This is a genomic window from Streptomyces deccanensis (genome assembly GCF_022385335.1).
GTDB classification, from domain to species: domain Bacteria; phylum Actinomycetota; class Actinomycetes; order Streptomycetales; family Streptomycetaceae; genus Streptomyces; species Streptomyces deccanensis.
The window spans coordinates 8,121,201-8,144,544 of sequence record NZ_CP092431.1; the positions used below are offsets into that span (position 1 = coordinate 8,121,201).

19 protein-coding genes are annotated in these 23,344 nt (G+C 71.5%); 10 read left to right on the forward strand and 9 right to left on the reverse strand.

Going from position 1 to position 23,344, the window contains the following annotated elements:
• Window positions 1–5: 5 nt before the first annotated feature.
• Window positions 6–761, reverse strand: a complete 756-nt coding sequence (locus L3078_RS35925) for a GbsR/MarR family transcriptional regulator (protein WP_239758093.1) — start codon at window positions 759–761, stop codon at window positions 6–8.
• A gap of 235 nt (window positions 762–996) precedes the next feature.
• On the opposite strand from L3078_RS35925, the gene L3078_RS35930 reads away from it, so the two are divergent.
• The 3 genes from L3078_RS35930 to L3078_RS35940 all read left to right on the forward strand — a co-directional run bounded on the left by L3078_RS35930 (window position 997) and on the right by L3078_RS35940 (window position 3,512).
• The gene (locus L3078_RS35930) at window positions 997–1,668 is read left to right on the forward strand and encodes a DUF4097 family beta strand repeat-containing protein (RefSeq protein ID WP_239758094.1); all 672 of its coding nucleotides are present in this window, start codon (window positions 997–999) and stop codon (window positions 1,666–1,668) included.
• A gap of 66 nt (window positions 1,669–1,734) precedes the next feature.
• Window positions 1,735–2,703, forward strand: coding sequence for an ATP-binding cassette domain-containing protein (locus tag L3078_RS35935; protein WP_239758095.1), 969 nt, complete (start codon window positions 1,735–1,737; stop codon window positions 2,701–2,703).
• Window positions 2,700–3,512 (forward strand): ABC transporter permease, encoded by an 813-nt coding sequence (locus tag L3078_RS35940; RefSeq protein ID WP_239758096.1) that lies wholly within the window; start codon window positions 2,700–2,702, stop codon window positions 3,510–3,512. The genes L3078_RS35935 and L3078_RS35940 overlap by 4 nt, the downstream gene beginning before the upstream one ends.
• Before the next feature lie 111 nt (window positions 3,513–3,623).
• Here L3078_RS35940 and L3078_RS35945 read toward each other — a convergent pair whose 3' ends face one another.
• Entirely contained in the window at window positions 3,624–4,694 is a 1,071-nt protein-coding gene (locus L3078_RS35945; RefSeq protein WP_239758097.1) for a LacI family DNA-binding transcriptional regulator, read from the reverse strand.
• A 92-nt stretch (window positions 4,695–4,786) separates the two neighbouring features.
• Window positions 4,787–5,740: a homocysteine S-methyltransferase gene (gene mmuM, locus L3078_RS35950; RefSeq protein ID WP_239758098.1), complete on the reverse strand. Its 954-nt coding sequence runs from the start codon at window positions 5,738–5,740 to the stop codon at window positions 4,787–4,789.
• Window positions 5,741–5,875: 135 nt separating this feature from the next.
• On the opposite strand from mmuM, the gene L3078_RS35955 reads away from it, so the two are divergent.
• Entirely contained in the window at window positions 5,876–7,279 is a 1,404-nt protein-coding gene (locus L3078_RS35955; protein ID WP_239758099.1) for an amino acid permease, read from the forward strand.
• Window positions 7,280–7,298: 19 nt separating this feature from the next.
• On the opposite strand, the gene L3078_RS35960 is transcribed toward L3078_RS35955, so the two are convergent.
• Window positions 7,299–7,742, reverse strand: a complete 444-nt coding sequence (locus L3078_RS35960) for a peptidase inhibitor family I36 protein (protein ID WP_239758100.1) — start codon at window positions 7,740–7,742, stop codon at window positions 7,299–7,301.
• Window positions 7,743–7,882: 140 nt separating this feature from the next.
• Between L3078_RS35960 and L3078_RS35965 the strand changes: the two genes are divergently transcribed.
• Window positions 7,883–8,869 (forward strand): ArsR/SmtB family transcription factor, encoded by a 987-nt coding sequence (locus L3078_RS35965; protein ID WP_239758101.1) that lies wholly within the window; start codon window positions 7,883–7,885, stop codon window positions 8,867–8,869.
• 21 nt (window positions 8,870–8,890) lie between these two features.
• On the opposite strand, the gene L3078_RS35970 is transcribed toward L3078_RS35965, so the two are convergent.
• Window positions 8,891–10,948: an autotransporter gene (locus tag L3078_RS35970; RefSeq protein WP_420864199.1), complete on the reverse strand. Its 2,058-nt coding sequence runs from the start codon at window positions 10,946–10,948 to the stop codon at window positions 8,891–8,893.
• Window positions 10,949–11,241: 293 nt separating this feature from the next.
• Here L3078_RS35970 and L3078_RS35975 point away from each other — a divergent pair, with 293 nt between their 5' ends.
• Both L3078_RS35975 and L3078_RS35980 read left to right on the forward strand, forming a co-directional pair.
• Window positions 11,242–12,315 (forward strand): glycoside hydrolase family 43 protein, encoded by a 1,074-nt coding sequence (locus tag L3078_RS35975; protein ID WP_239758103.1) that lies wholly within the window; start codon window positions 11,242–11,244, stop codon window positions 12,313–12,315.
• A gap of 11 nt (window positions 12,316–12,326) precedes the next feature.
• The gene (locus tag L3078_RS35980) at window positions 12,327–13,739 is read left to right on the forward strand and encodes an RICIN domain-containing protein (RefSeq protein ID WP_239758104.1); all 1,413 of its coding nucleotides are present in this window, start codon (window positions 12,327–12,329) and stop codon (window positions 13,737–13,739) included.
• 7 nt (window positions 13,740–13,746) lie between these two features.
• On the opposite strand, the gene L3078_RS35985 is transcribed toward L3078_RS35980, so the two are convergent.
• Window positions 13,747–15,429 carry a rhamnogalacturonan lyase B N-terminal domain-containing protein gene (locus tag L3078_RS35985; RefSeq protein ID WP_239758105.1) on the reverse strand — a complete coding sequence of 561 codons (1,683 nt, stop codon included), beginning with the start codon at window positions 15,427–15,429 and terminating at the stop codon, window positions 13,747–13,749.
• Window positions 15,430–15,622: 193 nt separating this feature from the next.
• Between L3078_RS35985 and L3078_RS35990 the strand changes: the two genes are divergently transcribed.
• Both L3078_RS35990 and L3078_RS35995 read left to right on the forward strand, forming a co-directional pair.
• Window positions 15,623–16,669, forward strand: a complete 1,047-nt coding sequence (locus tag L3078_RS35990) for a rhamnogalacturonan acetylesterase (RefSeq protein ID WP_239758106.1) — start codon at window positions 15,623–15,625, stop codon at window positions 16,667–16,669.
• 289 nt (window positions 16,670–16,958) lie between these two features.
• Window positions 16,959–18,716 carry a DUF2264 domain-containing protein gene (locus tag L3078_RS35995; RefSeq protein ID WP_239758107.1) on the forward strand — a complete coding sequence of 586 codons (1,758 nt, stop codon included), beginning with the start codon at window positions 16,959–16,961 and terminating at the stop codon, window positions 18,714–18,716.
• On the opposite strand, the gene L3078_RS36000 is transcribed toward L3078_RS35995, so the two are convergent.
• Window positions 18,661–20,061: a hypothetical protein gene (locus L3078_RS36000; RefSeq protein ID WP_239758108.1), complete on the reverse strand. Its 1,401-nt coding sequence runs from the start codon at window positions 20,059–20,061 to the stop codon at window positions 18,661–18,663. The two genes, L3078_RS35995 and L3078_RS36000, sit on opposite strands and share 56 nt — an antisense overlap.
• A gap of 70 nt (window positions 20,062–20,131) precedes the next feature.
• On the reverse strand, window positions 20,132–21,031 hold the full coding sequence (locus tag L3078_RS36005; RefSeq protein WP_239758109.1) for a helix-turn-helix transcriptional regulator: 900 nt from the start codon (window positions 21,029–21,031) through the stop codon (window positions 20,132–20,134).
• Window positions 21,032–21,187: 156 nt separating this feature from the next.
• On the opposite strand from L3078_RS36005, the gene L3078_RS36010 reads away from it, so the two are divergent.
• Complete coding sequence (locus tag L3078_RS36010) at window positions 21,188–22,675, forward strand: aldehyde dehydrogenase family protein (RefSeq protein ID WP_239758110.1); 1,488 nt, start codon at window positions 21,188–21,190, stop codon at window positions 22,673–22,675.
• Window positions 22,676–22,741: 66 nt separating this feature from the next.
• Here L3078_RS36010 and L3078_RS36015 read toward each other — a convergent pair whose 3' ends face one another.
• A complete protein-coding gene (locus L3078_RS36015) occupies window positions 22,742–23,326 on the reverse strand; it encodes a TetR/AcrR family transcriptional regulator (RefSeq protein ID WP_239758111.1) in 585 nt (194 codons plus the stop codon).
• Between the last annotated feature and the right edge of the window lie 18 nt (window positions 23,327–23,344).

Consider the following 23,344-nt stretch of genomic DNA (forward strand, 5'->3'; position numbering starts at 1 on the left):
CGCTCCTACGCGTGGTCCGTGTCGGGTGCGGCGGTGCCGTCCGTGCGCGTCGGGGGCTTGGTGTGGAGGATCTCGCGGGCCTGCTCGGCGGCGCGGGCGGTGTTCTCGCCCACGAAGTCGAGGAAGCGGGCGACGTTCTCCAGGCGGGTGGCGGCGGGAGTGCCGGTGCCGAGGACGCCGACGCCCTGGCGGGCGGTCTCGACGACCTGGGCGATGGCACGGGCGCTGGCGATCATCGACTGGTACCAGACGTCGTCGTCGACGACGTAGCGCTCCCGGCGGCGTTCGCCCTGCTCCCGGCGGACCATGCCCTGGCTGTCGAGGAACGCGATCGCCTTCGAGATGGACGCCGGGCTGACCTGGAGCCGCTGGGCCAGTTCGGAGGCGGTGAGGCTGCCGCTGTCGGTGAGGGTGAGGCAGGCCATCACCCGGGCCATCATCGTGGGCATGCCCGAGGCCATCATGACGTTGGTGAACGTCTCCTCGAACTCGCGTACGGCCTCGGCGTCGCGGCCGTGCGCGAGTTCGGGGGTCTGTGCCGCCCGGGGCGTGGTCCCGCGACGCCGGTGGGCGCGGCGCTCGGTGGCGCGATGGGCCATGTCGGCGCGGTAGGCGGTGGGGCCGCCGTTGCGCATCACCTCGCGCGTGATCGTCGAGGTGGGGCGTTCCAGGCGTCGGGCGATCTCCGCGTAGGCGAGGCCGTCGGCCAGCCCCAGCGCGATCTGCTGGCGTTCCTGCTGAGTGAGCCTGCCTCCCGGCATCGCTGTTCTCCCTAGTGCTCGGTGGAGCGCCCACCATAGCGTTCACGCTCTATCCATTGCAACGCAACGCGCACGGATGTTGCGTTACTTTCCAGCCCGTTGCAATGATTTCTCGGCTTTGAGCTGCATATTTGTCATTCCTTCGCAACGAGTGTGTTGCTCGATCCTCGAACGCAACGTAGCTTTTCCGTTGTCGGAAACGAAACGCCGAACGAAGAGCCCAAGGAGAGACACCATGCAGAAGTTCGACACCCCCGCCCCGATCACCGCCGTCCTGAACATCCCCGCCGGGCGCGTGCAATTCATCGCCGCCGACCGGGCCGACACCACCGTCGACGTCCGGCCCGCCGATGCCGCCAAGGGCCGGGACGTCCGGGCCGCCGAGCGGACCACGGTCGAGTACGGCGACGGGGTCCTGCGGATCCAGGCCCCGGTGGCGAAGAGCGAGATCCTCGGCCCGTCCGGCAGCCTGGAGGTGACCGTCCAGCTCCCCGCCGGCTCCCACGTCGAGGCCAAGGCGGCCGCCGCCGAGTTCCGCGGTGTCGGGCGGCTGGGCGACGTCGCCATCGACGGCGCGCACGGTCAGGTCAAGCTCGACGAGGTGGGCAGCGCCCGCCTGAACATCCTGGCCGGCGACGCACTGGTCGGCCGCCTGGAGGGCCCCGCCGACATCACCAGCGGCAAGGGCGACCTGCGCATCACCGAGGCCGCCCGCGGCACGGTCACCCTGCACACCGGGTACGGCGAGATCTCCGTCGGCGCCGCCGCCGACGCCTCGGCCTCCCTGGACGCAGGCACCTCCCACGGCCGGATCCACAACTCCCTCAGGAACACCGGGGACGCCGACGCCCGGCTCGACATCCACGCGACCACCGGCTACGGCGACATCACCGCCCGCAGCCTCTGACCCCGCCCCGCCCGACCTCCGCTCAGCCCCCAACCCCTGACCTGCGGCTCTGAAGGAGCACCCATCATGACCACCCCGGCCATCGCGGCGAACGGACTGCGCAAGTCCTACGGCGACAAGGTCGTGCTCGACGGGGTCGACCTGACCGTCCCCGAGGGAACGATCTTCTCCCTGCTCGGTCCGAACGGGGCCGGCAAGACCACCGTCGTCAAGATCCTCTCCACCCTCGTCCCGCCCGGCCCCGGCTCCGGCGGGATCCGGGTCGGCGGCCACGACCTCGCCGCCGACCCCCAGGCGGTCCGCGCCACGATCGGTGTCACCGGGCAGTTCTCCGCCGTCGACGGGCTCATCACCGGCGAGGAGAACATGCTCCTCATGGGGGACCTGCACCACCTGTCCCGGAGGGAGGGGCGGCGGGTCGCCGCCGAACTGCTGGAGCGCTTCGACCTCACCGAGGCCGCCGGGAAGCCCGCCTCCACCTACTCGGGCGGCATGAAGCGCCGGCTCGACATCGCCATGACCCTGGTCGGCGGCCCGCGGATCATCTTCCTCGACGAGCCGACCACCGGCCTCGACCCGCGCAGCCGCCACAACATGTGGCAGATCATCCGGGAGCTGGTCGCCGACGGCGTCACCGTCTTCCTCACCACCCAATACCTGGAGGAGGCCGACGAACTCGCCGACCGCATCGCGGTGCTGAACGGCGGCCGGATCGTGGCCGAGGGCACCGCCGACGAGCTCAAGCGGCAGATTCCCGGCGGGCACGTCCGCCTCCGCTTCACCGACCCCGCCGCCTACCGCGCGGCCGCCTCCGCGCTGCGCGAGGTCACCCGGGACGACGAAGCCCTCGCCCTGCACGTCCCCAGCGGCGGCACCCAGCGCGAACTGCGCGCCGTCCTCGACCAGTTGGACGCCGCCGGCATCGAGGCCGACGAACTCACCGTGCACACCCCCGACCTCGACGACGTGTTCTTCGCCCTGACCGGCACCGACGTCCCCGCCCAGCCGAACCAGTCCAAGGAGACCGTCCGATGAGCGCGCCCCTGGCCACCGCCCGCCCGAACTCCGTCGCCCTCGCGATCCGCGACTCGTCCACGATGCTGCGCCGCAACCTCCTGCACGCGCGCCGCTACCCCTCCCTCACGCTCAACCTGCTGCTGACCCCGATCATGCTGCTGCTGCTCTTCGTCTACATCTTCGGCGACGTGATGAGCGCGGGCATCGGCGGCAGCGACCGCTCCGACTACATCGCCTACATCGTCCCCGGCATCCTGATGATGACCATCGGCGGCACCGTCGTCGGGACCGCGGTGTCGGTCGCCACCGACATGAACGAGGGCATCATCGCCCGCTTCCGCACGATGGCGATCCACCGCGGCTCGGTCCTCGTCGGGCACGTCGCCGGCAGTGTGCTGCAGTGCGTGGCCAGTGTGGTGCTCGTCGGCGCCGTGGGCGTCGCCATCGGCTTCCGGTCCGTCGACGCCTCGGTCCTGGAGTGGCTGGCGGCGTTCGGACTGCTCGCGCTGTTCTCGCTGGCGCTCACCTGGATCGCGGTCGGCATGGGCCTGTCCAGCCCGAACGCCGAGGCCGCCGCCAACAGCGCACAGCCGCTGGTCCTGCTGCCCCTCATCTCCAGCGCCTTCATCCCGGCCGACACGATGCCGGGCTGGTTCCAGCCGATCGCCGAGTACCAGCCCTTCACCCCCGCCATCGAGACCCTGCGCGGCCTCCTCCTCGGCACCGAGATCGGCCACCAGGGCTGGCTCGCCGTCGCCTGGTCCCTGGCCCTCACGGTCCTCGGCTACTTCTGGTCGACGTCGAAGTACGACAGCGAAGCGAAGTAGACAGCAGGTTCCCGCACCCCGCGCCCCTCCAGGGGCGCGGGGCTGTGTCGATATGCGGCTCCGCCGCGCGGGCGCGATCAGCCCCCACCCACCCGCACCCGGCGAACCACCTCACCCGGCAGACGAGACCCCGCCCACCACCCCCACCGATGAACGCACCACCACATGCGTCCCCAGCAACAAGTGCTCGCCCCCAGCGGAGCGCCCCCGCTCCAACGCCGTCCGCACCGCCAGCCGCCCCAACTCCTCGTACGGCACCCGCACCGTCGTGAGCGGCGGCCACAGATCACGCGCGAACGGGATGTCGTCGTAGCCCACGAGGGACACGTCCCCCGGCACCGAGACCCCCGCCTCGCGCAGCGCGGTCAGCGCCCCCGCCGCCACCATGTCGGTCGACGCCATCACCGCCGTGAAGTCGAGCCCCTCCGCCAGCGCCCGCCGCGTCGACCGGTACCCGGAGTCCCGGGTGAAGTCGCCGGTGAGCCGCAGCGCGGGATCCGTCTCCACGCCCCGCGCCCGATGGGCCGCCAGATACCCCCGCTCACGCCCCTGCGCGGTCGTGTGCTCCGGCTTGCCGCCGAGGAACAGGATCCGCCGGTGCCCCTGGGACAGGACGTGCGCGCACAGGGCGTACGCGCCGCCCTCGTTGTCGTACTCGATGACGGTGACCGGCGCCCCGGGGTCCAGCGGCGGCCGTCCGCAGAGCACGAGCCGGGACCCGGCGGCCGCCAGCCCGTCGGCGATCCGCGCGGTGCGCGCCCGGTACTCGGGGGTGTCCGCGCCGCCGCCGACCAGGATGACGGCGGCGGCCCGCTGCGCCCGCATCGTCTCGATGAAGTCCGCCTCGTGCGCGGCGTCCCCGTCGGTGCTGCACACCAGGCAGAGATGGCCGAGCCGGGTCGCCTCGCGCTCCACACCGTGCGCCATCAGCGCGAACGAGGGGCCGGTGATGTCGTCGAGGACGAAGCCGAGGGTGGGGGTGCCGGCCCCGGCGATCGCCTTGGCGCGGGCGTCGGCGACGTAGTCCAGTTCGCGGACGGCCCGCAGCACCTGCGTGCGGGTCGCGGCGCTCACGGGGTAGACCCCGCCGAGCACCCGGGAGACCGTGGCCGCCGAGACGCCCGCCCGCGCGGCGACGTCCCGGATCGTGCTGCGGCCGCCGTCCGCGTTCTTCCTCGTCATGGTCCCCCCACCCAGCCTCCCGGCACCCTCTCGGTAACCGGTTTCCCCGGAGGGAGGCTAGCAGCGGGTGAACGGCGGGCGCCCCGGGTGCGTCAGGCCAGGGACTTCGCGATGGCCGAGATCGCCTCGGGTCCCACCCGGCAGCATCCGCCGATCAGCCGGGCCCCGGCCGCCCGCCACCCGGCCACCTGCTCGGTGGTGAACGTCGACCGCCCGGTCCAGGCCCGCGCCGACGCGTCCCAGGTCTCCCCGCTGTTCGGGTACACCACGACGGGCTTGCCGGTGACCCGGACGGCCGTCTCGATCGCGCCGTCCACGTCGTCGGGCGAGCAGCAGTTCACGCCCACGGCCACGACCTCCTCGACGTCGGCGGCGAGCGCGAAGGCCTCCTCCAGTGGCTGCCCGGCGCGGGTGCGGTCGCCGGCGATCGTGTACGACAGCCAGGCGGGCACGTCCAGACCGCGGAGCGCCCGCAGCAGCGCCTCGGCCTCGTCGGTGTCGGGGATCGTCTCCAGCGCGAGGACGTCGGGGTGGGTGGCGGCCAGCGTCTCCAGCCGGGGCCGGTGGAAGCGCTCCAGCTCGGCCCCGCTCAGCCCGTACCGGCCCCGGTACTCGGAGCCGTCCGCCAGCATCGCCCCGTACGGGCCGACCGAGGCGGCCGTGAGCAGCGGGCGCGTGATGCCCCGCGCCGTGGCCTCGACCGCCGCGTCCACGGCCAACTCGACGCTCAGCGCCATGAGTTCGGCGGCCCGTTCGCGCCTGATGCCGCGCTTCGCGAAGCCCTCGAAGGTGGCCTGGTAGCTGGAGGTGATCGCCACGCTCGCGCCCGCCTCGAAATAGGCGAGATGGGCCTCGGTGATCGCCTCCGGCCGCTCCGCGAGCAGCCGCGCCGACCACAGCTCGTCGCTCAGGTCGTGCCCGGCCGACTCCAGCTGGTTGGACATGCCGCCGTCGAGGACGAGGACATCGGCGGCGAGGGCCGCGGCGAAGGGGCCGACGCGAGGACCGGGGACGTGGGGAAAGCTGCCGGGTGCGTTGCTGGTCATGCCGACGACGGTAGTCCAGGCGCGGGGGGACACCCGAGTGTGTCCAGTACATGAACAGATTGACCACCATGTGGACCGCGGCGGTACGATCACGCCCTCCCCGTCCCCACCCCGCCCCATCCCCCGGGAACCGCCATGACCACCACCAGCACCCCCGAGACCACCGAGCCCGAACCGGCCTCGCCCGCCGGCGCGACCGCCCCGGGCCGCAAGTTCGGGCTCGCCGCCGCCACCGCCCTCGTCATGGGCAACATCATCGGCGGCGGCATCTTCACCCTGCCCGCCGCCGTCGCCCCCTACGGCACCGTCAGCCTGCTCGCCTTCGTCATCCTCTCCGTGGCCGCCGTCCTGCTGGCGCTGCTCTTCGGCAAGCTGGCCCGGCGCAGCCCGGTCACCGGCGGCCTCTACGTCTACCCGCGCGACGCCTTCGGGCCCTTCGCGGGCTTCCTGTCGGCCTGGTCGTACTGGACGATGTGCTGGGTCAGCATCGCCGCGCTCGCCGTCGGTGTCGTCGGCTACGTCGACGTGCTGATACCCCTCGGCGACAGCAAGGTCGTCCTGGCGCTGGTGGCCCTGGCCGCCCTGTGGCTGCCCGCCGCCGCGAACTTCGCGGGCACCCGCTACGTGGGTGCCGTGCAGATCGTCTCCACCGTGCTGAAGTTCGTGCCGCTGCTGCTGGTCGCGACCGTCGGCCTGTTCTTCGTCGACACCGACAACTTCGGCCCGTTCAACGCCTCCGGCGAGAGCGCCCCGGGCGCGGTCGCCGCCGCGGCCGCGCTCCTCCTCTACAGCTTCCTGGGCGTGGAGTCGGCCGCCGTCAGCGCCGGCGAGGTCAAGGACCCCGAGCGCAACGTGGGCCGCGCCAGCGTCCTCGGCACCCTCGCCTCCGCCGTCGTCTACATCCTCGGCACGATCGCCGTCTTCGGACTGGTCCCGCACGAGGAACTCGTCGAGTCCGGGGCGCCCTTCGCCGACGCCGTGAACTCGATGGCGGGCGGCAGCTGGGGCGGCACGGTGATCGCGCTGGTCGCCGTCGCCTCGATCGTGGGCTGCCTCAACGGCTGGGTCCTGCTCAGCGCCCAGATGCCGTACGCCGCCGCCCGCGACGGACTCTTCCCGAAGCCGTTCGCCCGGATCGGCAAGGGCGGCGTCCCCGGCTTCGGAGTCCTCGCCACCGCCGTCCTCGGCACGCTGCTCATCGTCGTCAACTACGCGGACGACCCGGACACCGCGTTCCGTGTCCTCGTCCTCATCACCACGTTCACCGGCTGCGTCCCCTATCTGCTGTCCGCCGCCGCCCAGTTGTACTGGCTGGCCCGCGGCACCCGGGAGCGGGTCCGCCCCGCCGGCCTGGTCCGCGACCTGATCGTCGCCGCCCTCTCCTTCGCCTTCTCCTTCTGGCTGATCGCCGGCGCCGGCTACGCGGCCGTCTACCAGGGCGCCCTGTTCCTCTTCGCGGGCATCCCGGTGTACGTGTGGCTGCGGGGGCGGCAGGAGGGGGCCCAGGGAGCGGGCGGCGAGACCGCTGTCGAGGGCTAGGTACGCCCCCCGGCGGGGATCAGCAGTCGGCCTCCCAGCGGTGGGAGCGGATCCTCACGTTGAGGTTGGCCCAGGTGTCGCCGTTCTGCGCGATGCAGTAGCCGGTACCGGTGTAGTTGGCGCCGGTGAAGAGGATGACGTAGTCGTACGCGGACGACGTGCCGCTGTTCTTGGCCGACCCGACGTTCTGGTTGTCGGACCACGAACACTGGATGGAACCGCTGTACCAGTCCGGGTCGGCGTTGGACCAGGAACACCGGCTGCCATTGCCACTGCCGCCGGTGTAGGCGCACAGATTGCCGCTGCCGCACTCCCACGCCTGGGGTGCGGCACTCGCGGAACCCGGTGCGACCAGGCCCAGGCCGGCCGCGGCCAGGGTGAGCGCCGCGGCGGCGAGGCCCCTGCGGACCGGACGGGGGGCGCGACTCGGCTTCCGGCTCTGCTCCTGCTCGGACGAGAACATCCCGTGCCCTTTCTCGTGGACGGTGCCAACGGATCTACGGCTGGCGGGAATCCATGTTTCCGCCCGGCACGGCTGATGTCATGCTCATGCGAGCGCAGTGACACTTCGCAGGCCGATGACGGGGGCCCACGGAGAACAGGATGCTCCGCTTCCATTTCACGCCCGAGGACCTCACCAAGGTGCGCGTCGCGACCGAGCCCCACGCCCTCTGGGAGATCGCCGTCAGCCTCCACCGGCTCCAGACCCGCGAAGGCCGCTGGGCCTACGCCCCCTGGTTCCGCGACGCGCGGGCCGCGCTGCGCCGGGCGGGGCTCGAACAGACCGTGAAGAGCTTCCTGTTGCCCCTCTTCCCGCGCGCGGGGTACTTCCCCGACTTCCTGACACCACCGGAGGGCACCCAGGGACTGCACGCCGGGCTGGACGCCGTCCTCGCGACCCCGGACGCGAGGGTGGACGGCGAGGTCCAGTTGCTCGACCGGACCGTCGGCGCCCCGGCGTGGACGCGTCGGCTGGGCGAGCGGGACCTCCGGGAACAACTCGTGGCCGCCCTGCGCGCCTACCACCGTGCCGTGATCGCCCCGCACGAAGAGCGCATCCAGGAACGGCTGCACACCGAACGCGCCCGGCACGCGCACGCCCTGTTCCACACCGGGACCGAGGGGCTGCTCGCCGGCCTGGGCCCCACGATCCGCTGGCGGCCACCGGTCCTGGAGGTCGACCCGTACCCGGACCACCGTGACGTCCACCTCGCGGGCCGGGGGCTGCTCCTGATCCCCTCCCACTTCTGCTGGCACGCGCCCATCGCCCTGGCCGACCCGGGACTCCCGCCCGTGCTGCTCCACCCCGTCCACCACCTGCCGAGCACGACCGGGTGCGTCGGCTCGCCACCCCTGAACTCCCTGCTCGGCGCCACCCGCGCCGCCATCCTGCGCGCCGGCGCGACCGGTTGCACCACCACCGAGGCCGCCCGCCGGGCCGGTGTGACACCCACGACGGCGAGCCATCACACCGCCGTCCTGCGCGACGCCGGACTGATCACCAGTCACCGCCACGCCAACACGGTCCTGCACACCCTGACCCCGCTCGGCGCCGCCCTGCTGGACCGGAAGGCCGGGCAGGGCGGCTGAAGTCCGCTCGGCGGTCCCGGCTCAGCCCGTGGCCGCGTGCCGGCCGCCCCCGCGCCGGTTGTTCCTGCGGTGCCTGGTGACCGGCACCAGCAGCCCGATGAGGCCACCGAGGGCGAGTGCGTACGGCCACCAGCCGAGCCCGCCGTCGGCGGAGGCGCTCGCGTTCTGCGTACGGGGGTCCTGCGCGTCGGGGCCGCCGCCCGTGTCGGCGGCCTTCACGGACGGCGCCGGGTTCCCCTTCGCCCGGGTGAGGACGACGTCGTTGCCGTCGCCGCCCTTGTAGCCGATCCGGTACGTGGTGTCGGCCAGCTTCACCTTCGCGCCCTCCCGCAGCCCGGTGAACGTCCCGGTGGTGGCACCCTTGCCGCGGTGGTCGATCACGGTGATCGTCTCGCCGGGCCCGCCGACGTCGGACAGGGCCGCGAAGTCCAGCCCACCGGCAAGCCGCACGGCCCCGCTCACCTTCAACGGCCGCTCCCGCAGCACCAGTTGCCCCTTGGCGGTCTGGGTGTAGCCGCCGGTCACGGTGAGACCGGCGACGACCACACCCGCGTTGGTCACCGCCCCCTTCACCGTGCCCCTGCCGGACAGCGACCTGGTCACCTTCAGCCCGGAGCCGCCCACGTCGAGCTTGGCGCCGGGGGTGGTGAGCCGGACGGTCCTGCTGTGGGCGAGCGTGGCCCCCGAACAGAGTGCCAGGGTGCCCTTGGTGACGTTGGTCGCCCCCGTGTAGGTCACCGCCGTGCCCGTCAGGGTCGTGGTGGCCTTGCCCGACTGCGTGAGCGAGCCGCTGCCGCCGATGCGCGACAGCGTCACGGGCTTCGAGACGTTGCGCACGATCAGCGAACCGTTGTTGATCACCTTGGACAGGTCGCCCTTGGTGTAGAGCCCGCCGTCGCCCCCGGCCCTGCCGCTGCCCAGCCGCAGCACCGCGCCCTTCTCGACCGTGGTCGAGCCGTCGTAGTACTGCACGGCGGCGAAGGTGACGTCGTTGCCCTTGGTTCCCGCGATGACGATGTCCCCGGCGCCGGGCGCGGAGAGCGTGTCGTGGAAGCGGCCGCCGCCGATGGGGGCGCCCAGGGTGACGGGCCCGTTGTAGTCGAACGTGAGCAGGGAACGGGACCGGGCCGCCAGCAGGTTGATGTAGACCGTCTCGGCCGTGCCCGGCATGAAGATCTTGTTCGTCGTCCCGTCGCCCCACTGGACGTTCGCGCCCTTGATGTTGGTGCCGCGCTTGTTGACGTTCTTGCGCGCGGGCGTCCAGTTCAGGGCGGGGTCGCTGAGCGAGGGGTCGGTGTCGCCGCCCCGGTCCGACCAGCTGTACTGCCCGGTGAGGATCACCTTGCTGCCGGGCCGCGACTGGACGTTGATGTCGCTGCCGTACTCGCGCTGGTAGAAGTCCATGCCCTGGGTGACGGTCTGGCCGAGCGGGGTGTCCACGGTCCAGGTGCCCTGGTTGAGGACCTTGCGCGCGTTCGGCAGCGCGGTCGCGAACTCCGGTCGTCCCGCGTTCACCTGGGTGCCGTTGTCGATGACCCCGGTGAAGGGGTGGGTGCCCGACAGGTCCCAGGTGGCCCAGAGGAACCTCGGCTGGGTGACCAGGCCGGAGCCGCTGATGGTGCCCAGGTTGTACGCGACGTCCTTCAGGGCGAGCCGCAGGGTGCCGTCGACGCGGATGTTGTTCTGGTTGAGCCGGAACGCCGGGGTGCCGTACGGGTAGTGGCCGATCACCCCGGCCCTGCCGCTGTTCCCGTACTGCAGGGTCGCGCCCTTCGCGACGGTCACGGCGGGCGGGTCAGGCCGGGTGACGGTGACGTACGGGTGGTTGCCGCCGAGGACCCGCACGCTCTGCCGTTGCCGGGACTTCGGCAGCGTGAAGTCGCTGTCCCTGGTGAGGACCAGCGTCCCGGTGCCCCGCACGGTGAGCGTGCCGGTGCCGCTGAACACACCGTCGTACGTGGTCGTCCCGGGCGGCACGGTCACCACCGTGTCCCCGGCGAGTGTGACGTTCCGCCCGGCCAGGACGTCGGCGGTCGCGTCGCGCGGGCCGGCGGCGGTCGCGGTCGGGGCGCCGAGCATCAGGGCGGTGACCGCCAGGGCTCCGGCGGCCGACGCTGTCTTGTGGATATGGGTGCGCACGTCATGGGGGACGGTCCGAGCGCCGCCCCGATAACAGAAATCTCCTGAGGGCCTCGGATCCGGGCCTCGGACGCCGGTTCCGTTCCTGTGAGCCTGTGTTCGTCTCGCGCAACCCGTTGACCTCCTCGTAACACGCCCTTACCTTTTCGGCGTTCGGAATGAAAGATCTTGTGCGATATGTCGAACATTTCTGTTTCCTTTTGTTCCCCCCTCCGAGAGGAAGCCACAGCCACATGGGCCGCGACCACACCGTTCCCGAACCCCCGAACCGCCGTCTGCTCCTGAAGGGCGCCCTGGCCGCCGGCGCCCTCACGGCGATCCCCGCGACCGCCGCCCACGCGGCCGGTTCCCGGCCGCCCTTCGTCAACCCGCTGGTCCGCAACCGCGCCGACCCGCACATCAACCGGCACACCGACGGCTTCTACTACTTCACGGCCACCGCGCCCGAGTACGACCGGATCATCCTGCGCAGGTCCCGCACGCTGCGCGGCCTGTCGACGGCCGCCGAGTCCGTGATCTGGCGCAAGCACGCCACGGGCGTGATGGGCGCGCACATCTGGGCGCCCGAGATCCACCGCATCGACGGCAAGTGGTACATCTACTTCGCCTCCGCGCCCGCCGAGGACATCTGGGCGATCCGTATCTGGGTCCTGGAGAACTCCCACCGCGACCCGTTCAAGGGCACCTGGGTCGAGCGCGGCCAGCTGAAGACGGCCTGGGAGACCTTCTCCCTGGACGCCACCACCTTCACCCACCGGGGCTCCCGCTATCTCGCGTGGGCGCAGCACGAGCCCGGGATGAACAACAACACCGCGGTCTGGCTGTCGAGGATGGCCGACCCGCTGACCCTGACGGGTCCTCAGGTGCGGCTCACCACGCCCGAGTTGGACTGGGAGGTCATCGGCTTCAAGGTCAACGAGGGGCCGTCGGTCATCAAGCGCAACGGCCGCCTCTTCATGACCTACTCGGCGAGCGCCACCGACTTCAACTACTGCATGGGTCTGCTGACGATCGACGCGGACGCCGACCTCATGGACCCCGCCAACTGGTCGAAGTCCCCGACACCGGTCTTCACCAGCAACGACACGACCAAGCAGTACGGGCCGGGCCACAACAGCTTCACCGTCGCCGAGGACGGCCGCACCGACGTCCTCGTCTACCACGCCCGCCAGTACAAGGACATCGTCGGCGACCCGCTCAACGACCCCAACCGCCACACCCGGATCCAGCGCCTCGGCTGGAAGCCCGACGGCACCCCCGACTTCGGCGTTCCCGTGGCCGACTCACCCACCCCGCACACCCGGTAAGGAGAGCTGAGATGAGACGTGCGTACGCGATGCTCCTCGCGCTCTGTCTGGCGCTGGCAGGCGCCCTCGTCACGGCCGGCCCCGCCCAGGCGGCGCCGCAGACCATCACCAACGGCACCCAGTTCACCGACAGCGGCGGCAACCCCCTGCACGCCCACGGCGGCGGCGTCCTCAAGGTCGGCAACTACTACTACTGGTTCGGCGAGAACCGCAACGCCGACAACACCTTCCGGTACGTCTCGGCCTACCGCTCCACGGACCTGAAGAACTGGGAGTTCCGCAACCACGTCCTGACCGAGGCCACCGACCCGGAACTGGCGACCGCCAACATCGAGCGTCCGAAGGTCATCTACAACGCGGCCACCGGCAAGTTCGTGATGTGGATGCACAAGGAGAACGGCGTCGACTACAGCGAGGCCCGCGCGGCCGTCGCCGTCTCCGACACCGTCGACGGCAACTACACCTGGCGGGGCAGCTTCCGCCCGCTGGGCCAGCACATGTCCCGTGACATCACCACGTTCGTGGACACCGACGGCACCGGCTACATGATCTCGGCCGCCCGCGAGAACTACGACCTCCAGATCTACCGGCTCACCGCCGACTACACCGGCATCGCCGCCCTCGTCGCCGACCCCTGGCACGGCGGCCACCGCGAGGCCCCGGCCCTGTTCAAGCGGGGCAACGTCTACTTCATGCTGACCTCGGGCGCCACCGGCTGGAACCCCAACCAGCAGCAGTACGCCACCGCCACCAACATCGCGGGCCCCTGGACCGCCATGGCCAACGTCGGCGACTCCACGACCTTCGGCTCGCAGACCGCCTACGTCCTGCCCGTACAGGGCACGTCGACCACCTCCTACCTCTACATGGGCGACCGCTGGGGCAACTCCATCGGCGGCACGGTCAACGACTCCCGCTACGTCTGGCTGCCGCTGACCTTCCCGACCTCCACCACGATGTCCATGTCCTGGACCCCCGAGGTCACGATCGACACGGCCACCGGCACGGTCAGCGGGACGAGCGCCACCTACAACACGCTGGTCGCCCGACACTCCTCCAAGTGCGCCGACGTCACCAGCCAGTCCCAGTGGGCGGGCGCCCAGATCAAGCAGTACGCCTGCAACGGCGGCAACAACCAGAAGTACTGGTTCAAGTCCGTCGGCGGCGGCTACTACCAGTTGATGACCCGGCACAGCTCCCTGTGCGTCCAGGAGAACGCCAACACGGTCACCCAGGAGAACTGCAACTCCTCCAACACCGCCCAGCAGTTCTCGCTCACCACCACCGGCTCCTACGTGAACGTCAAGTCCCGCGCGACCGGGGAGTGCCTGGACGTCAACGGCGCGTCCACCGCCGACGGTGCCGCGATCATCACGTACACGTGCAACAGCGGCACCAACCAGCAGTGGACGCGCGGTACATGACGGACGATCAGCTCAGCAGGTCGATCGCGTCGATCGCCGTCCCCGCACTGAGGTAGGAGGTCGTCCCCGAACCGCTCACCACGTTGATCTTCAGCACGTTGTACTGACTCGTGTCCGTCAGCCAGGCGGACGCCGGGACGCTGTAGGTGAACGTGTGGTTGTTGCCCCGGTAGGACCCGTTGGTCAGGGACCGCGTGTTCGGCTGGGTGGGCGGCGAGGGGATGGCCGAGGTCCAGGTGTCGTTCACGACGACCTGCGGCCGGCCGTTGGCGTAGGCCGTCGTCACCCCGATGCGCAGGGTGTGGGCGGCGGCGGCCTGCGCGGCGGTCAGCCGGAAGTAGACGAGGAGACCGCTGTTCACGTCCTTCCAGAGGTAGCAGGGGAAGGCCGAGGTCTCGCTCCCGCTGCCGATCACCACGTTGCCGGTCCAGGCGGCGGCCCGCGTGTCCGACGGATGCGCGTACGTCATCAGGTCGGCGTTCTTGAACCCGCTCGGCGTGCCGTTCCAGTCGTTGATCCGCCAGATCGCGGACGCGTTCGACGGGTCGTTGGTGGACGGGATCGCGATCGAGTTCAGGGTCGTCGTCCCGCCCGCCGTGACCGTCACCGAGGTGGTGTACACCGCCAGCTCACCCTTGAACACCGTGAGGGTGTACGTCCCCGGCAGCACCCCGGAGATGGAGAACCAGCCGTCCGACGCCCGAGCCGAACCCCAGTACTGCGCCGTCGAGTTGGCGATCCCCACGGTGTACGCGTACGCCGTGTTCCGCCCGGTGATGCCGACGCCCGCCACCCGGCCCCGGCCGCTCGCGGAGACGTACCCGGACAGGCCGAGCGAGTCCGCCCACGAGGTGGTCAGGGTCCCCGGGAACAGCGAGGAGGAGGGCGCCCCGCCGTCCGTGAACGCGATGACGTACGGGCCCTGGAGGCCGAACCGCTGTTCCTCGGTCTGGTTCTGCCCGTAGTACAGGATCTCGTAGAGGCCGCCGCCGTCCGCGCTCTGGTGGCGCAGGAGGGAGCGGTAGAAGGGGCCGCCGGAGGCCTTCTCGTGGTTGCTGCGCACCATCCACAGGCCGACCCCGTTCGCCGACCAGCCGACGTAGTCGTAGTCCATGACGCGGAGTCTGGAGAAGTGCTTCGAGCGGGTCTGGCCGTCGGACTTCCTGAACACGTCCGATGCCTCGATGGTGCTGGGCGCGTAGGTGTAGGAGTCGGGCTCGTCGTTGAGGAACAGGCCCGCCTTCACCCGCAGGATGAAGCGGGTCGCGGAGACCGAGGTGTCGGCCTTGTTGGTCCACAGGTAGACGTTGTTCTCGCCGCTGCGGGCCGCGTAGTAGTGCCTCAGCGTGCCGTAGGCGACGGAGACGAGGATCGTCGAGCCGGACTGGCGGATGGTGACGGTGGAGGTGCCGAGGCCGGACTCGATGTGCGAGTTCATGCCGCCGTAGCCCTGGTACTCCACGCCCCGGTAGACCAGCGACGACAGGTCGCCGTTGCTCTTCCTGACCTTGAACACGAGGTTCGCGCCGGTGTCGATCACGTAGTTGGTGCCGTCGTCGGTGTAGCCGAACGTGGCCGCGCGGGCGGTGCCGGCCAGCGGAACGGCGAGTGCGGCGCCGACGGCGGTGGCGGCGGTACCGACGACGAAGCCGCGTCGGCCGAGCGTCGTGCGGTCGGGGGATCCGGACATGGGGGTGCCTCCTCGGAGGTGCGTGGGGGGAGTGCGGGTGATTCGGAAGGGTGACAGTTGAATCGTTTTCGCGAAAGGGCTTTCGCGATGGGGAAGTTGACAATCTTGTGAAAGTGCACCGACATCTAGAAAGCGCTTGCCAAACGATGTACCGTCCAGCCGCCGGGTCATGTCATCCCTCGGAGGAGCCGCAATGAGACGTTTCACCGTCGCCGCGCTGACGGCGGCCGCGACCCTGGGCACGGTCCTCGCGGCCGCGCCGGCCGAGGCGCACCGGGGCCGCCCCGCGCTGGGCCTGGAGAACTGCGCCGCGAACGCCTGCCACTTCGACGTCCCGGACGGCACGTACGACGTGACGGTCCGCCTCGGCGGGGAGGCCGCGGCGAGCACGAAGATCACCGGTGAGACGCGCCGCACACTGCTCGCCGAGACGGCCACGGAGGCCGGGGACACCGTCCTCCGCAGCTTCACCGTGAACGTCCGCACCCCCGAGGGCGAGCCGACCGGCCCCGCGGGCACGCCCGGTCTCGACCTGGTCGTCGGCGGGTCGGCGCCCGCGCTGGCCGACATCCGGGTGACCCCCGCGAAGCGGGCCCGCCAGATCTTCCTCGTCGGCGACTCCACCGTCTGCGACCAGCCCGGCGACCCCTACTCCGGCTGGGGCCAGCAGCTGCCGCAGTACCTGCGCAAGGGCCTCTCGGTCGCCAACTACGCCGACTCCGGCGAGAGCACGGTGTCCTACCTGGCCGACTCCCGGCTGTGGGCCACCGTCCAGCCGCAGATCCGGCGGGGTGACCTGGTGCTGATCCAGCTGGCCCACAACGACAAGCAGACGGACGAGGCCACGTACCGGGCCAACCTGGAGACACTGGTCGCGGGCGTCCGGGAGAAGGGCGGCCGGCCCGTCCTGGTCACCCCGATCGTCCGCCGCTGGTTCAACGCCGACGGCACGCTGAACAACGGCACGGCGCTGCTGGTGAACGGCCTGGGTGTCGACCATCCGGCGGTCACGCGGGAGGTCGCGGCGGCGGGGGGTGTGCCGCTGATCGACCTCACCGCCGGGACGAAGGCGCTGGTGGAGTCGTTGGGCACGGAGGGGTCGAAGGCGCTGTACCTCTACAACGAGAAGCGGGACAACACCCACACGTCCGTGCACGGAGCGACGGTCTACGCCGACCTCGTCCGTGACGCCCTCGTCGCCCAGGGGCTGGTGCCGGAGGGGAAGACCAGGGTGGGATAAGACGCCTGGGGCGTCCCGACCGGAACCGGGGCGCCTCAGGTTTTGGCGGGCGGGGTGCGTTGTCGGGTGCGGCTCCGGTGGGGCTTCTCGCGCAGTTCCCCGCGCCCCTAAAAGCATCAGGCCCCTGCGGGCCTGAAAGACCACGGCCCTGCGGGCCTGAAAAGCACGGGGCGCAGCCCCTGCTTTTCAGGGGCGCGGGGAACTGCGCGAGAAGCCCCACGCACCCGCACACGACAACCCACCCCAGCCGCCCCGAAAAGAACTCACCCCGGTCAGAAAGCGCAGCGCCATGCACCCCCAGCCTCAAGCCGACCGCACCCTCAGCCCGTACACCGGCTACACCCGCGCCCACTGGGAGACCGCGGCCGACACGTTGCTGGCCGCCGTCGAGCCGTACGCGACGGCGGACGGGGCCCTCTACCACCTGCCCGGCGACCGCACCAGCTGGTCCGGTCGGCTCTCCGACGGCCTGGAGGGCTACGCCCGCACCCTCCTCCTCGCCGCCTTCCGCCGGGACGAGACCGCGCTCGCCCGCTACGCGGACGGCCTCGCCGCCGGCGTGGCGGGCGTCTGGCCGCGCATCGAGGACCGCAGTCAGCCCCTCGTGGAGGCCGCGTCGATCGCCTTCGCGCTGCGCGTGACCCGGAAGGAACTCTGGGACCGCCTCGACGACGGCGTCCGCCGGCGCGCGGCGGCCTGGCTCGGCGACGCGCTCACCGCCGAACCCTGGCCCTGCAACTGGGAGCTGTTCCCGGTGACCGTCGGCGGCTTCCTCGAAGAGATCGGGTACGAACCGGAGCTGTCCCGCCGCGTCGTCGAGCAGCGCCTCGACCGGATCGAGCAGTGGTACCTCGGCGACGGCTGGTACACCGACGGCGACGGCCGCAAGTTCGACTACTACAACGGCTGGGCCATGCACCTCTACCCGGTGCTGCACGCCTGGCTCGCCCAGGACGACCGCCTCCTCGCCCGCTACGGCGACCGCCTGGCGACCCATCTCGGCGACTACGCCCGTCTGTTCGGCGGCGACGGCGCCCCCCTCCACCAGGGCCGTTCCCTCACCTACCGCTTCGCGACGACCGTCCCGCTCTGGCTGGGCGCCCTCACCGGCCGTACGCCGCTGTCGCCGGGGCAGACGCGGCGGCTGGCCTCGGGCGCGCTGAAGTACTTCCTCGACCGGGGCGCCGTCGACGACCGGGGCCTGCTGTCGCTGGGCTGGCACGGCCCGAACTCCGCTGTCCTGCAAGGCTATTCGGGGCCCGCCTCCCCGTACTGGGCCAGCAAGGGCTTCCTCGGCCTGCTCCTGCCGCCCGACCACGAGGTGTGGACGGCGACGGAGGAGCCGGGACCGGTGGAGCGCGAGGACGAGCAGCGCCCCGTCGGCCCGCCCAACTGGCTCCTGCAGTCCACGCGTTCGGACGGGCTGGTCCGCCTCCACAACCACGGCAGCGAGGACGTGCGCTACGACCCCTTCTACACCCGGCTCGCGTACTCGACCGTGACGGAGCCCGTGCCCCTGGCGGAGCCGGCCGCGACGTACGACAACAGCGTGATCGTCGGCGGCGACGCGAGCCGCGTCGACATCGAGCCGCTGGGTGTGGGGGAGGGGTGGGCCGCGTCCCGCCACGCGGTCGGCGACAGTGGCGTGCGGGTCACCAGCCTCGTCGTGGCCCGCGGCGCGGTCGAGGTCCGTGCCCACCTGGTGAGCGGCGCGGCGCCCGGCACCCCCGTGCGGATCACGGGGTGGGCGGCGGCGGAGGGCGTACGGGCCGAACTCGCGCCCGCGCACGGCCTGTCGGAGACGGACGGCTCCGGATGCGAGGGCACGACGGCCGGGGACGCCACCCTCTTCGTCGCGCTCGCCCGTCTCACCGCCGACCCCGACCCCCTGCCGCTCACGGAGCTGGTGTCCGTGGCGGTGGAGGGGGCGCACGACGTGGTCGTGACCTGGGCCGACGGGGAACGGGCGGCGTTCCGCTTCGACCGCGGGGCTACGGCGTCAGACGGGCGATCTTCAGCGTCTTCGTGGTCGGTGACGCCCCGGTGAGGGCGGTCGTGTAGGACGGGGTGACGGGCGCGTAGGCCCAGGTCAGCGTCCCGTCCTTGAGGACGGCGATGTCACCGGAGATACGCGCCTTCACGACCTTGTCGGCGCCCTGGAGTTTGCCGTTCCAGTCCACGAGCCGGAAGTGGGTGCCCGTGAACGTGCCGGTGCACGTACCGCTCGCGCACTTGGCGTTCTTCAGGGTCTCGTAGGAGACGAGGAGCCGGTCCTTGCCGTACGGGGCGACACGCACGTTGACGTGCTCGGTGCCCTTGGCGGAGGTCAGGTAGACCGGCTTGCCCGACGGGGTGTTCCGGTTCTTGAGGAACGCGAGGGCGACCTGGTGCGTACTGGTCCTCGGCTTGACCGTCCAGCCCCGTCCGCTCGCGTCGTCCGGGTTCTTCTTGGCGGAGGCCGCGCCGCGCGAGGCGAACGCGGTGGCGTAACGGCCGCTGGAGGACTTCACGAGGTCGCCGGTGCGGCCCGCGAAGGTGCCGCCGCAGTAACCGGCCCAGCACTGCTCGCGCTGGACGACGGGCGCGTTGTCGGGCGCGCCTATGCCGGTGGAGACGAAGAGGCCCGACCGCCAGTCGTCGAAGCAGAGGGAGGTGAAGTTCCCGCTGGTCTCGGCGCGCAGGGCTATGCCCTCGTTGTGGGAGCAGCCCCAGCCCCAGCCGCCGGTCAGCTTCTTGCCGGTGGAGCCGACGTAGGCGAGCTTGTCGCCGAAGTGGCCGTCGGCGAAGCCGCCCGCGCCGTGCACGACGAAGTAGGCGCCGTACTTCTTGCCGTTCCAGGCGAGCTGGCCGTCGAGCAGCGGGGCCGTGTCGTCGGAGGACGCGCCGGTGAGCTTGGTCCGCCAGGCCTGCTTGCCGTTCTTGTAGCGGACGAGCGCGGCGGCCGTCTCCTTCCACTTGTTGGTGTCGGCCACCCGGGTCAGCAGCGCGAAGCCGTCGTTGTGCGCGACGAGCCCCCCGACCTCCTTCGTCCCCTTGACGACCGTGTCGGCACCGGAGCGCTTGCCGGCCGCCGTCAGCGGCGTGACATGGATGCCGTCCGAGGCGGGCCAGGCGACCCGCAGGGTGCCGTTCGGCGCGACGGCCGTCGCCGTCCGCGTCCACTCCCGGCTGTTGTTGTAGCCCGCCGAGAGGTAGGGGAACTTCGCCGACAGGCTCACGGTCGTGTTCGTGACGGTGAGATCACCGGCCGCCGAGGGCGCGGCCCCTGCGGTCGCGTACCAGGCCCCCGCCAGCACGGACGCGGCCACGAGCGACCCGATGACGGGCTTGCGCGCGAGGCGGCGGCGACGGTGTCTGGGCGGGGCGGAGGGGGAGGGTGTTGCAGGTGTCATGCCCTGAGGTCGCCGCCGAACGGCACGAGGTTGCCGTTCGGGAGCAAGATAATTGATACCTCAAGGGCCCTCAGCGGGTCTGTCCGTCGGACTCCGATGCCGCGCTGGGGACTTCCCGGCCGGTCGGGCCGGGTCGGTCGGCGACCCAGCTCAGCAGCATCTTGAGGGCCTCGGCGGTGGGTGAGCCGGGCTGGGGCAGGTAGGTGATCAGTGAGCGATCGGGGCGGGCCGGCACGGTCAGCATGTGGTAGTCGAACTCGAGCGTGCCGACGACCGGGTGCACGACGCGGGTGACGCCGAGCCGCTTCTCCCGTACGTCACCGGTCGCCCACAGCTGCCGAAACGGTTCGCTGCGGATGGCCAGCTCACCGACGAGCGCCGCCAGCTCGGCGTCGTCGGGCCGGCGCCCGGTCAGCAGCCGCAGCTGGGCGACCGTCTCCGCGGCCATCGCCTCCCAGTTCGCGTACCGGGCTCGGGCCTCCGGGTGCAGGAACAGCTGTCGTGCCGCGTTGCGGGGCTGGGGCATGCCGCTCACGTCGAACACGGCCTCGGCCGCGGCGTTGGCCGCCACGATGTCGAGGCGGGCGCCGAGCAGCAGGGCGGGCGCGTCCCCCATCGCGTCCAGCAGCCGGACCAGCGGCTCGTCGGGCACTGCTCGCGATGCCCTTCGCGTGGTTCTCGCCCCGGTGTCGGCTCGTCGCGGGCGGGCCAGGTTGCGCAGGTGCTCGGTCTCCACGTCCGAGAGGGCCAGCGCCTGCGCGACGGCGTCGAGCACCTGGTCGGAGACCTGCGCGGCACGCCCCTGCTCCAGGCGTTGGTAGTAGTCCGGGCTGACCCCGGCGAGCAGCGCGACCTCCTCGCGTCGCAGCCCCGGCACCCGCCGCCGTGTGAGGCTGGGCGGCAGCCCCGCCTGTTCGGGCGTGATGCGCTCGCGCCGGGTGCGCAGGAACTCACCGATGGTCGTCTCCACCTCGTCGACGGTACGCCGCCGCCGGCAGCCCTGCCTGGCCCTGCTGGACCCAGGCGACAGCGGACCTTCCTCGCGGTTCGCCGGTGGACGAACGTCGGACCCGCGCCTTTCACACGGAACGCGTGGATCGGAAGCGGATCGGAAGAGGAGTCAGCCATGGCACCGCAGGATCAGTCGGCCCCCGTCGTCGAGCGGGACCTGTTCATCGACAACGAGTGGCGCCCGAGCGCGGACGGTCGCTCGCAGGCGCTGGTCAACCCGGCGACGGAAGAGGAGTTCGGCCGGGTCGCGCTGGCGTCGAGCGCCGACGTGGACGCCGCTGTGCGGGCCGCGCGGACGGCGTTCGACGAGGGGCCCTGGCCCCGGCTCTCCGTGAAGGAGCGGGCCGACCACATGCTCGCGCTCGCCGACGAGCTCGAGCGGCACACGGATGCCATCGCCGAGGTGGTGACCGCCGAGACGGGGCTGGTCCTCGGTGCCGCCCGCGGCAACCCGCTCGCCTTCGCCGGTCTGCTGCGCTACTACGCGAGCCTCGCCGACTCGGCCGGGCTCCACGAGGTCCGCACCGGTCTGACCGGCGCCACCGCGCGTATCGAGAAGCGGCCCGTCGGTGTCGTGGCCGCGATCGTGCCGTGGAACGCGCCGCTGGGTCTCGCCGCCTTCAAGGTTCCCCCGGCGCTCCTGGCCGGCTGCACGGTCATCATGAAGCCGTCCGACTTCTCTCCGCTGAGCGCCGGCTACGTCGCGGACGCCGCGCTCAAGGTCGGCCTGCCGGCCGGTGTGATCAACGTTCTCACCGCCGGTCCCGAGCAGAGCCAGGAGCTCGTCAGCCACCCCGGCGTGGACAAGGTCACCTTCACCGGCTCGACGGGCGTCGGGCGCGCGATCGCCGCGTCCGCAGCGCCCACCCTCAAGCAGGTCACGCTCGAACTCGGCGGCAAGTCCCCGGCGGTGATCCTTCCGGACGCGGATCTCGACCGGATCGTCCACACGCTCACGATCAATGTCTGCAACAACAACGGTGCGGTGTGCGCGAATCCGAGCCGGCTGATCGTTCCGGAGAGCCGCAAGGACGAGATCGTCGGGGCGCTGGCCGAGGCGTTCGCACGCGTCACGGTCGGGGATCCGACCGACCCGGTCGCGACGGTCGGCCCGATGATCAACAAGGCGCACTACGAGAAGGTCCTCGGCTTCTTCGAGACGGCCCGCCAGGAGGGCGCGACGTTCGCCGTCGGCGGTGACCGCGCGCCCGGGTTCGACAAGGGCTACTACGTCTCCCCGACCATCATCACCGACGTGTCGCCCGGCTCCCGTATCGCGCAGGAGGAGATCTTCGGCCCGGTGACCGCGGTGTTCACCTACCGCGACGAGGACGAGGACGAGGCGGTCCGGCTGGCCAACGACACCGAGTTCGGGCTCTACGCCTCCGTCTTCAGCGTGGACGAGCAGCACGCGCTGGAGGTCGCCCGCAGGATCCGCAGCGGCACGGTCTCGATCAACAACGGCATCACCATCGATCTCGGGGTGCCGTTCGGCGGCGTCAAGCAGTCGGGATACGGGCGCGAACTCGGCCCCGAGGGTCTCGACGCGTTCTACAACACGCACGCGATCTTCCTCGACGGCGAGCCGGTCGTGACGATCTAGCGTCGAACGGGCGGCCAAAGGTCCGACGGAAGGGGAGGTACGTCGTGGCCGACCGGGCCGCTCCGACTACGCCCCCTCCGGGCCCTCCCCGGGCCAGTGCGTCAGCGCCACGTGCAGTGCCTCGACGGCCTTGGCCCACGACCGGTCCACGTCCCGTGCCGCGCCGAAGCCGCCGCCCGCCTCCAGAGCGCAGTAGCCGTGGAAGGTGCTGCGCAGCAGGCGTACGGCGTCCGTGAGGTCGGGTTCGTCGAGGCCGTAGGCGCGGAGCATGCCGTAGGTGATCTCGGCGGTGCGCCGGAAGGCGGGGGAGGCGGCGACGAGGTCCTGGTCGACGGGGATCTGCGTGGCCGCGTACCGGCCGGGGTGATCGAGGGCGTACTCCCGGTAGGCCCCGGCGAAGGCGGCCAGCGCGTCCCTGCCCGCGCGCCCGGCCACGGCCTCGGCGATCCGGTCGATCATCTCGCCGCCCGCCAGCGACGCGACCCGTGTCCGCAGATCCTGGAGGTTCCTGACGTGGGAGTACAGACTCGCGTCCTTCACCCCGAAGTGCCGCGCCAGGGCGGACAGGGTGACCTTCTCGAACCCGATCTCGTCCGCGAGATCGGCCGCGGCCTCCACGACCCGGTCGACGGTGAGCCCGGCACGGGCCATGGAGACCACCTCTTCACC

Coding starts and splice junctions, on each gene's coding strand:
- L3078_RS35925 (WP_239758093.1), bottom strand. CDS start 761: ATGCCGGGAGGCAGGCTCACTCAGCAGGAACGCCAGCAGATCGCGCTG.
- L3078_RS35930 (WP_239758094.1), top strand. CDS start 997: ATGCAGAAGTTCGACACCCCCGCCCCGATCACCGCCGTCCTGAACATC.
- L3078_RS35935 (WP_239758095.1), top strand. CDS start 1,735: ATGACCACCCCGGCCATCGCGGCGAACGGACTGCGCAAGTCCTACGGC.
- L3078_RS35940 (WP_239758096.1), top strand. CDS start 2,700: ATGAGCGCGCCCCTGGCCACCGCCCGCCCGAACTCCGTCGCCCTCGCG.
- L3078_RS35945 (WP_239758097.1), bottom strand. CDS start 4,694: ATGACGAGGAAGAACGCGGACGGCGGCCGCAGCACGATCCGGGACGTC.
- mmuM (WP_239758098.1), bottom strand. CDS start 5,740: ATGACCAGCAACGCACCCGGCAGCTTTCCCCACGTCCCCGGTCCTCGC.
- L3078_RS35955 (WP_239758099.1), top strand. CDS start 5,876: ATGACCACCACCAGCACCCCCGAGACCACCGAGCCCGAACCGGCCTCG.
- L3078_RS35960 (WP_239758100.1), bottom strand. CDS start 7,742: ATGTTCTCGTCCGAGCAGGAGCAGAGCCGGAAGCCGAGTCGCGCCCCC.
- L3078_RS35965 (WP_239758101.1), top strand. CDS start 7,883: ATGCTCCGCTTCCATTTCACGCCCGAGGACCTCACCAAGGTGCGCGTC.
- L3078_RS35970 (WP_420864199.1), bottom strand. CDS start 10,948: ATGCTCGGCGCCCCGACCGCGACCGCCGCCGGCCCGCGCGACGCGACC.
- L3078_RS35975 (WP_239758103.1), top strand. CDS start 11,242: ATGGGCCGCGACCACACCGTTCCCGAACCCCCGAACCGCCGTCTGCTC.
- L3078_RS35980 (WP_239758104.1), top strand. CDS start 12,327: ATGAGACGTGCGTACGCGATGCTCCTCGCGCTCTGTCTGGCGCTGGCA.
- L3078_RS35985 (WP_239758105.1), bottom strand. CDS start 15,429: ATGTCCGGATCCCCCGACCGCACGACGCTCGGCCGACGCGGCTTCGTC.
- L3078_RS35990 (WP_239758106.1), top strand. CDS start 15,623: ATGAGACGTTTCACCGTCGCCGCGCTGACGGCGGCCGCGACCCTGGGC.
- L3078_RS35995 (WP_239758107.1), top strand. CDS start 16,959: ATGCACCCCCAGCCTCAAGCCGACCGCACCCTCAGCCCGTACACCGGC.
- L3078_RS36000 (WP_239758108.1), bottom strand. CDS start 20,061: ATGACACCTGCAACACCCTCCCCCTCCGCCCCGCCCAGACACCGTCGC.
- L3078_RS36010 (WP_239758110.1), top strand. CDS start 21,188: ATGGCACCGCAGGATCAGTCGGCCCCCGTCGTCGAGCGGGACCTGTTC.
- L3078_RS36015 (WP_239758111.1), bottom strand. CDS start 23,326: ATGGCCCGTGCCGGGCTCACCGTCGACCGGGTCGTGGAGGCCGCGGCC.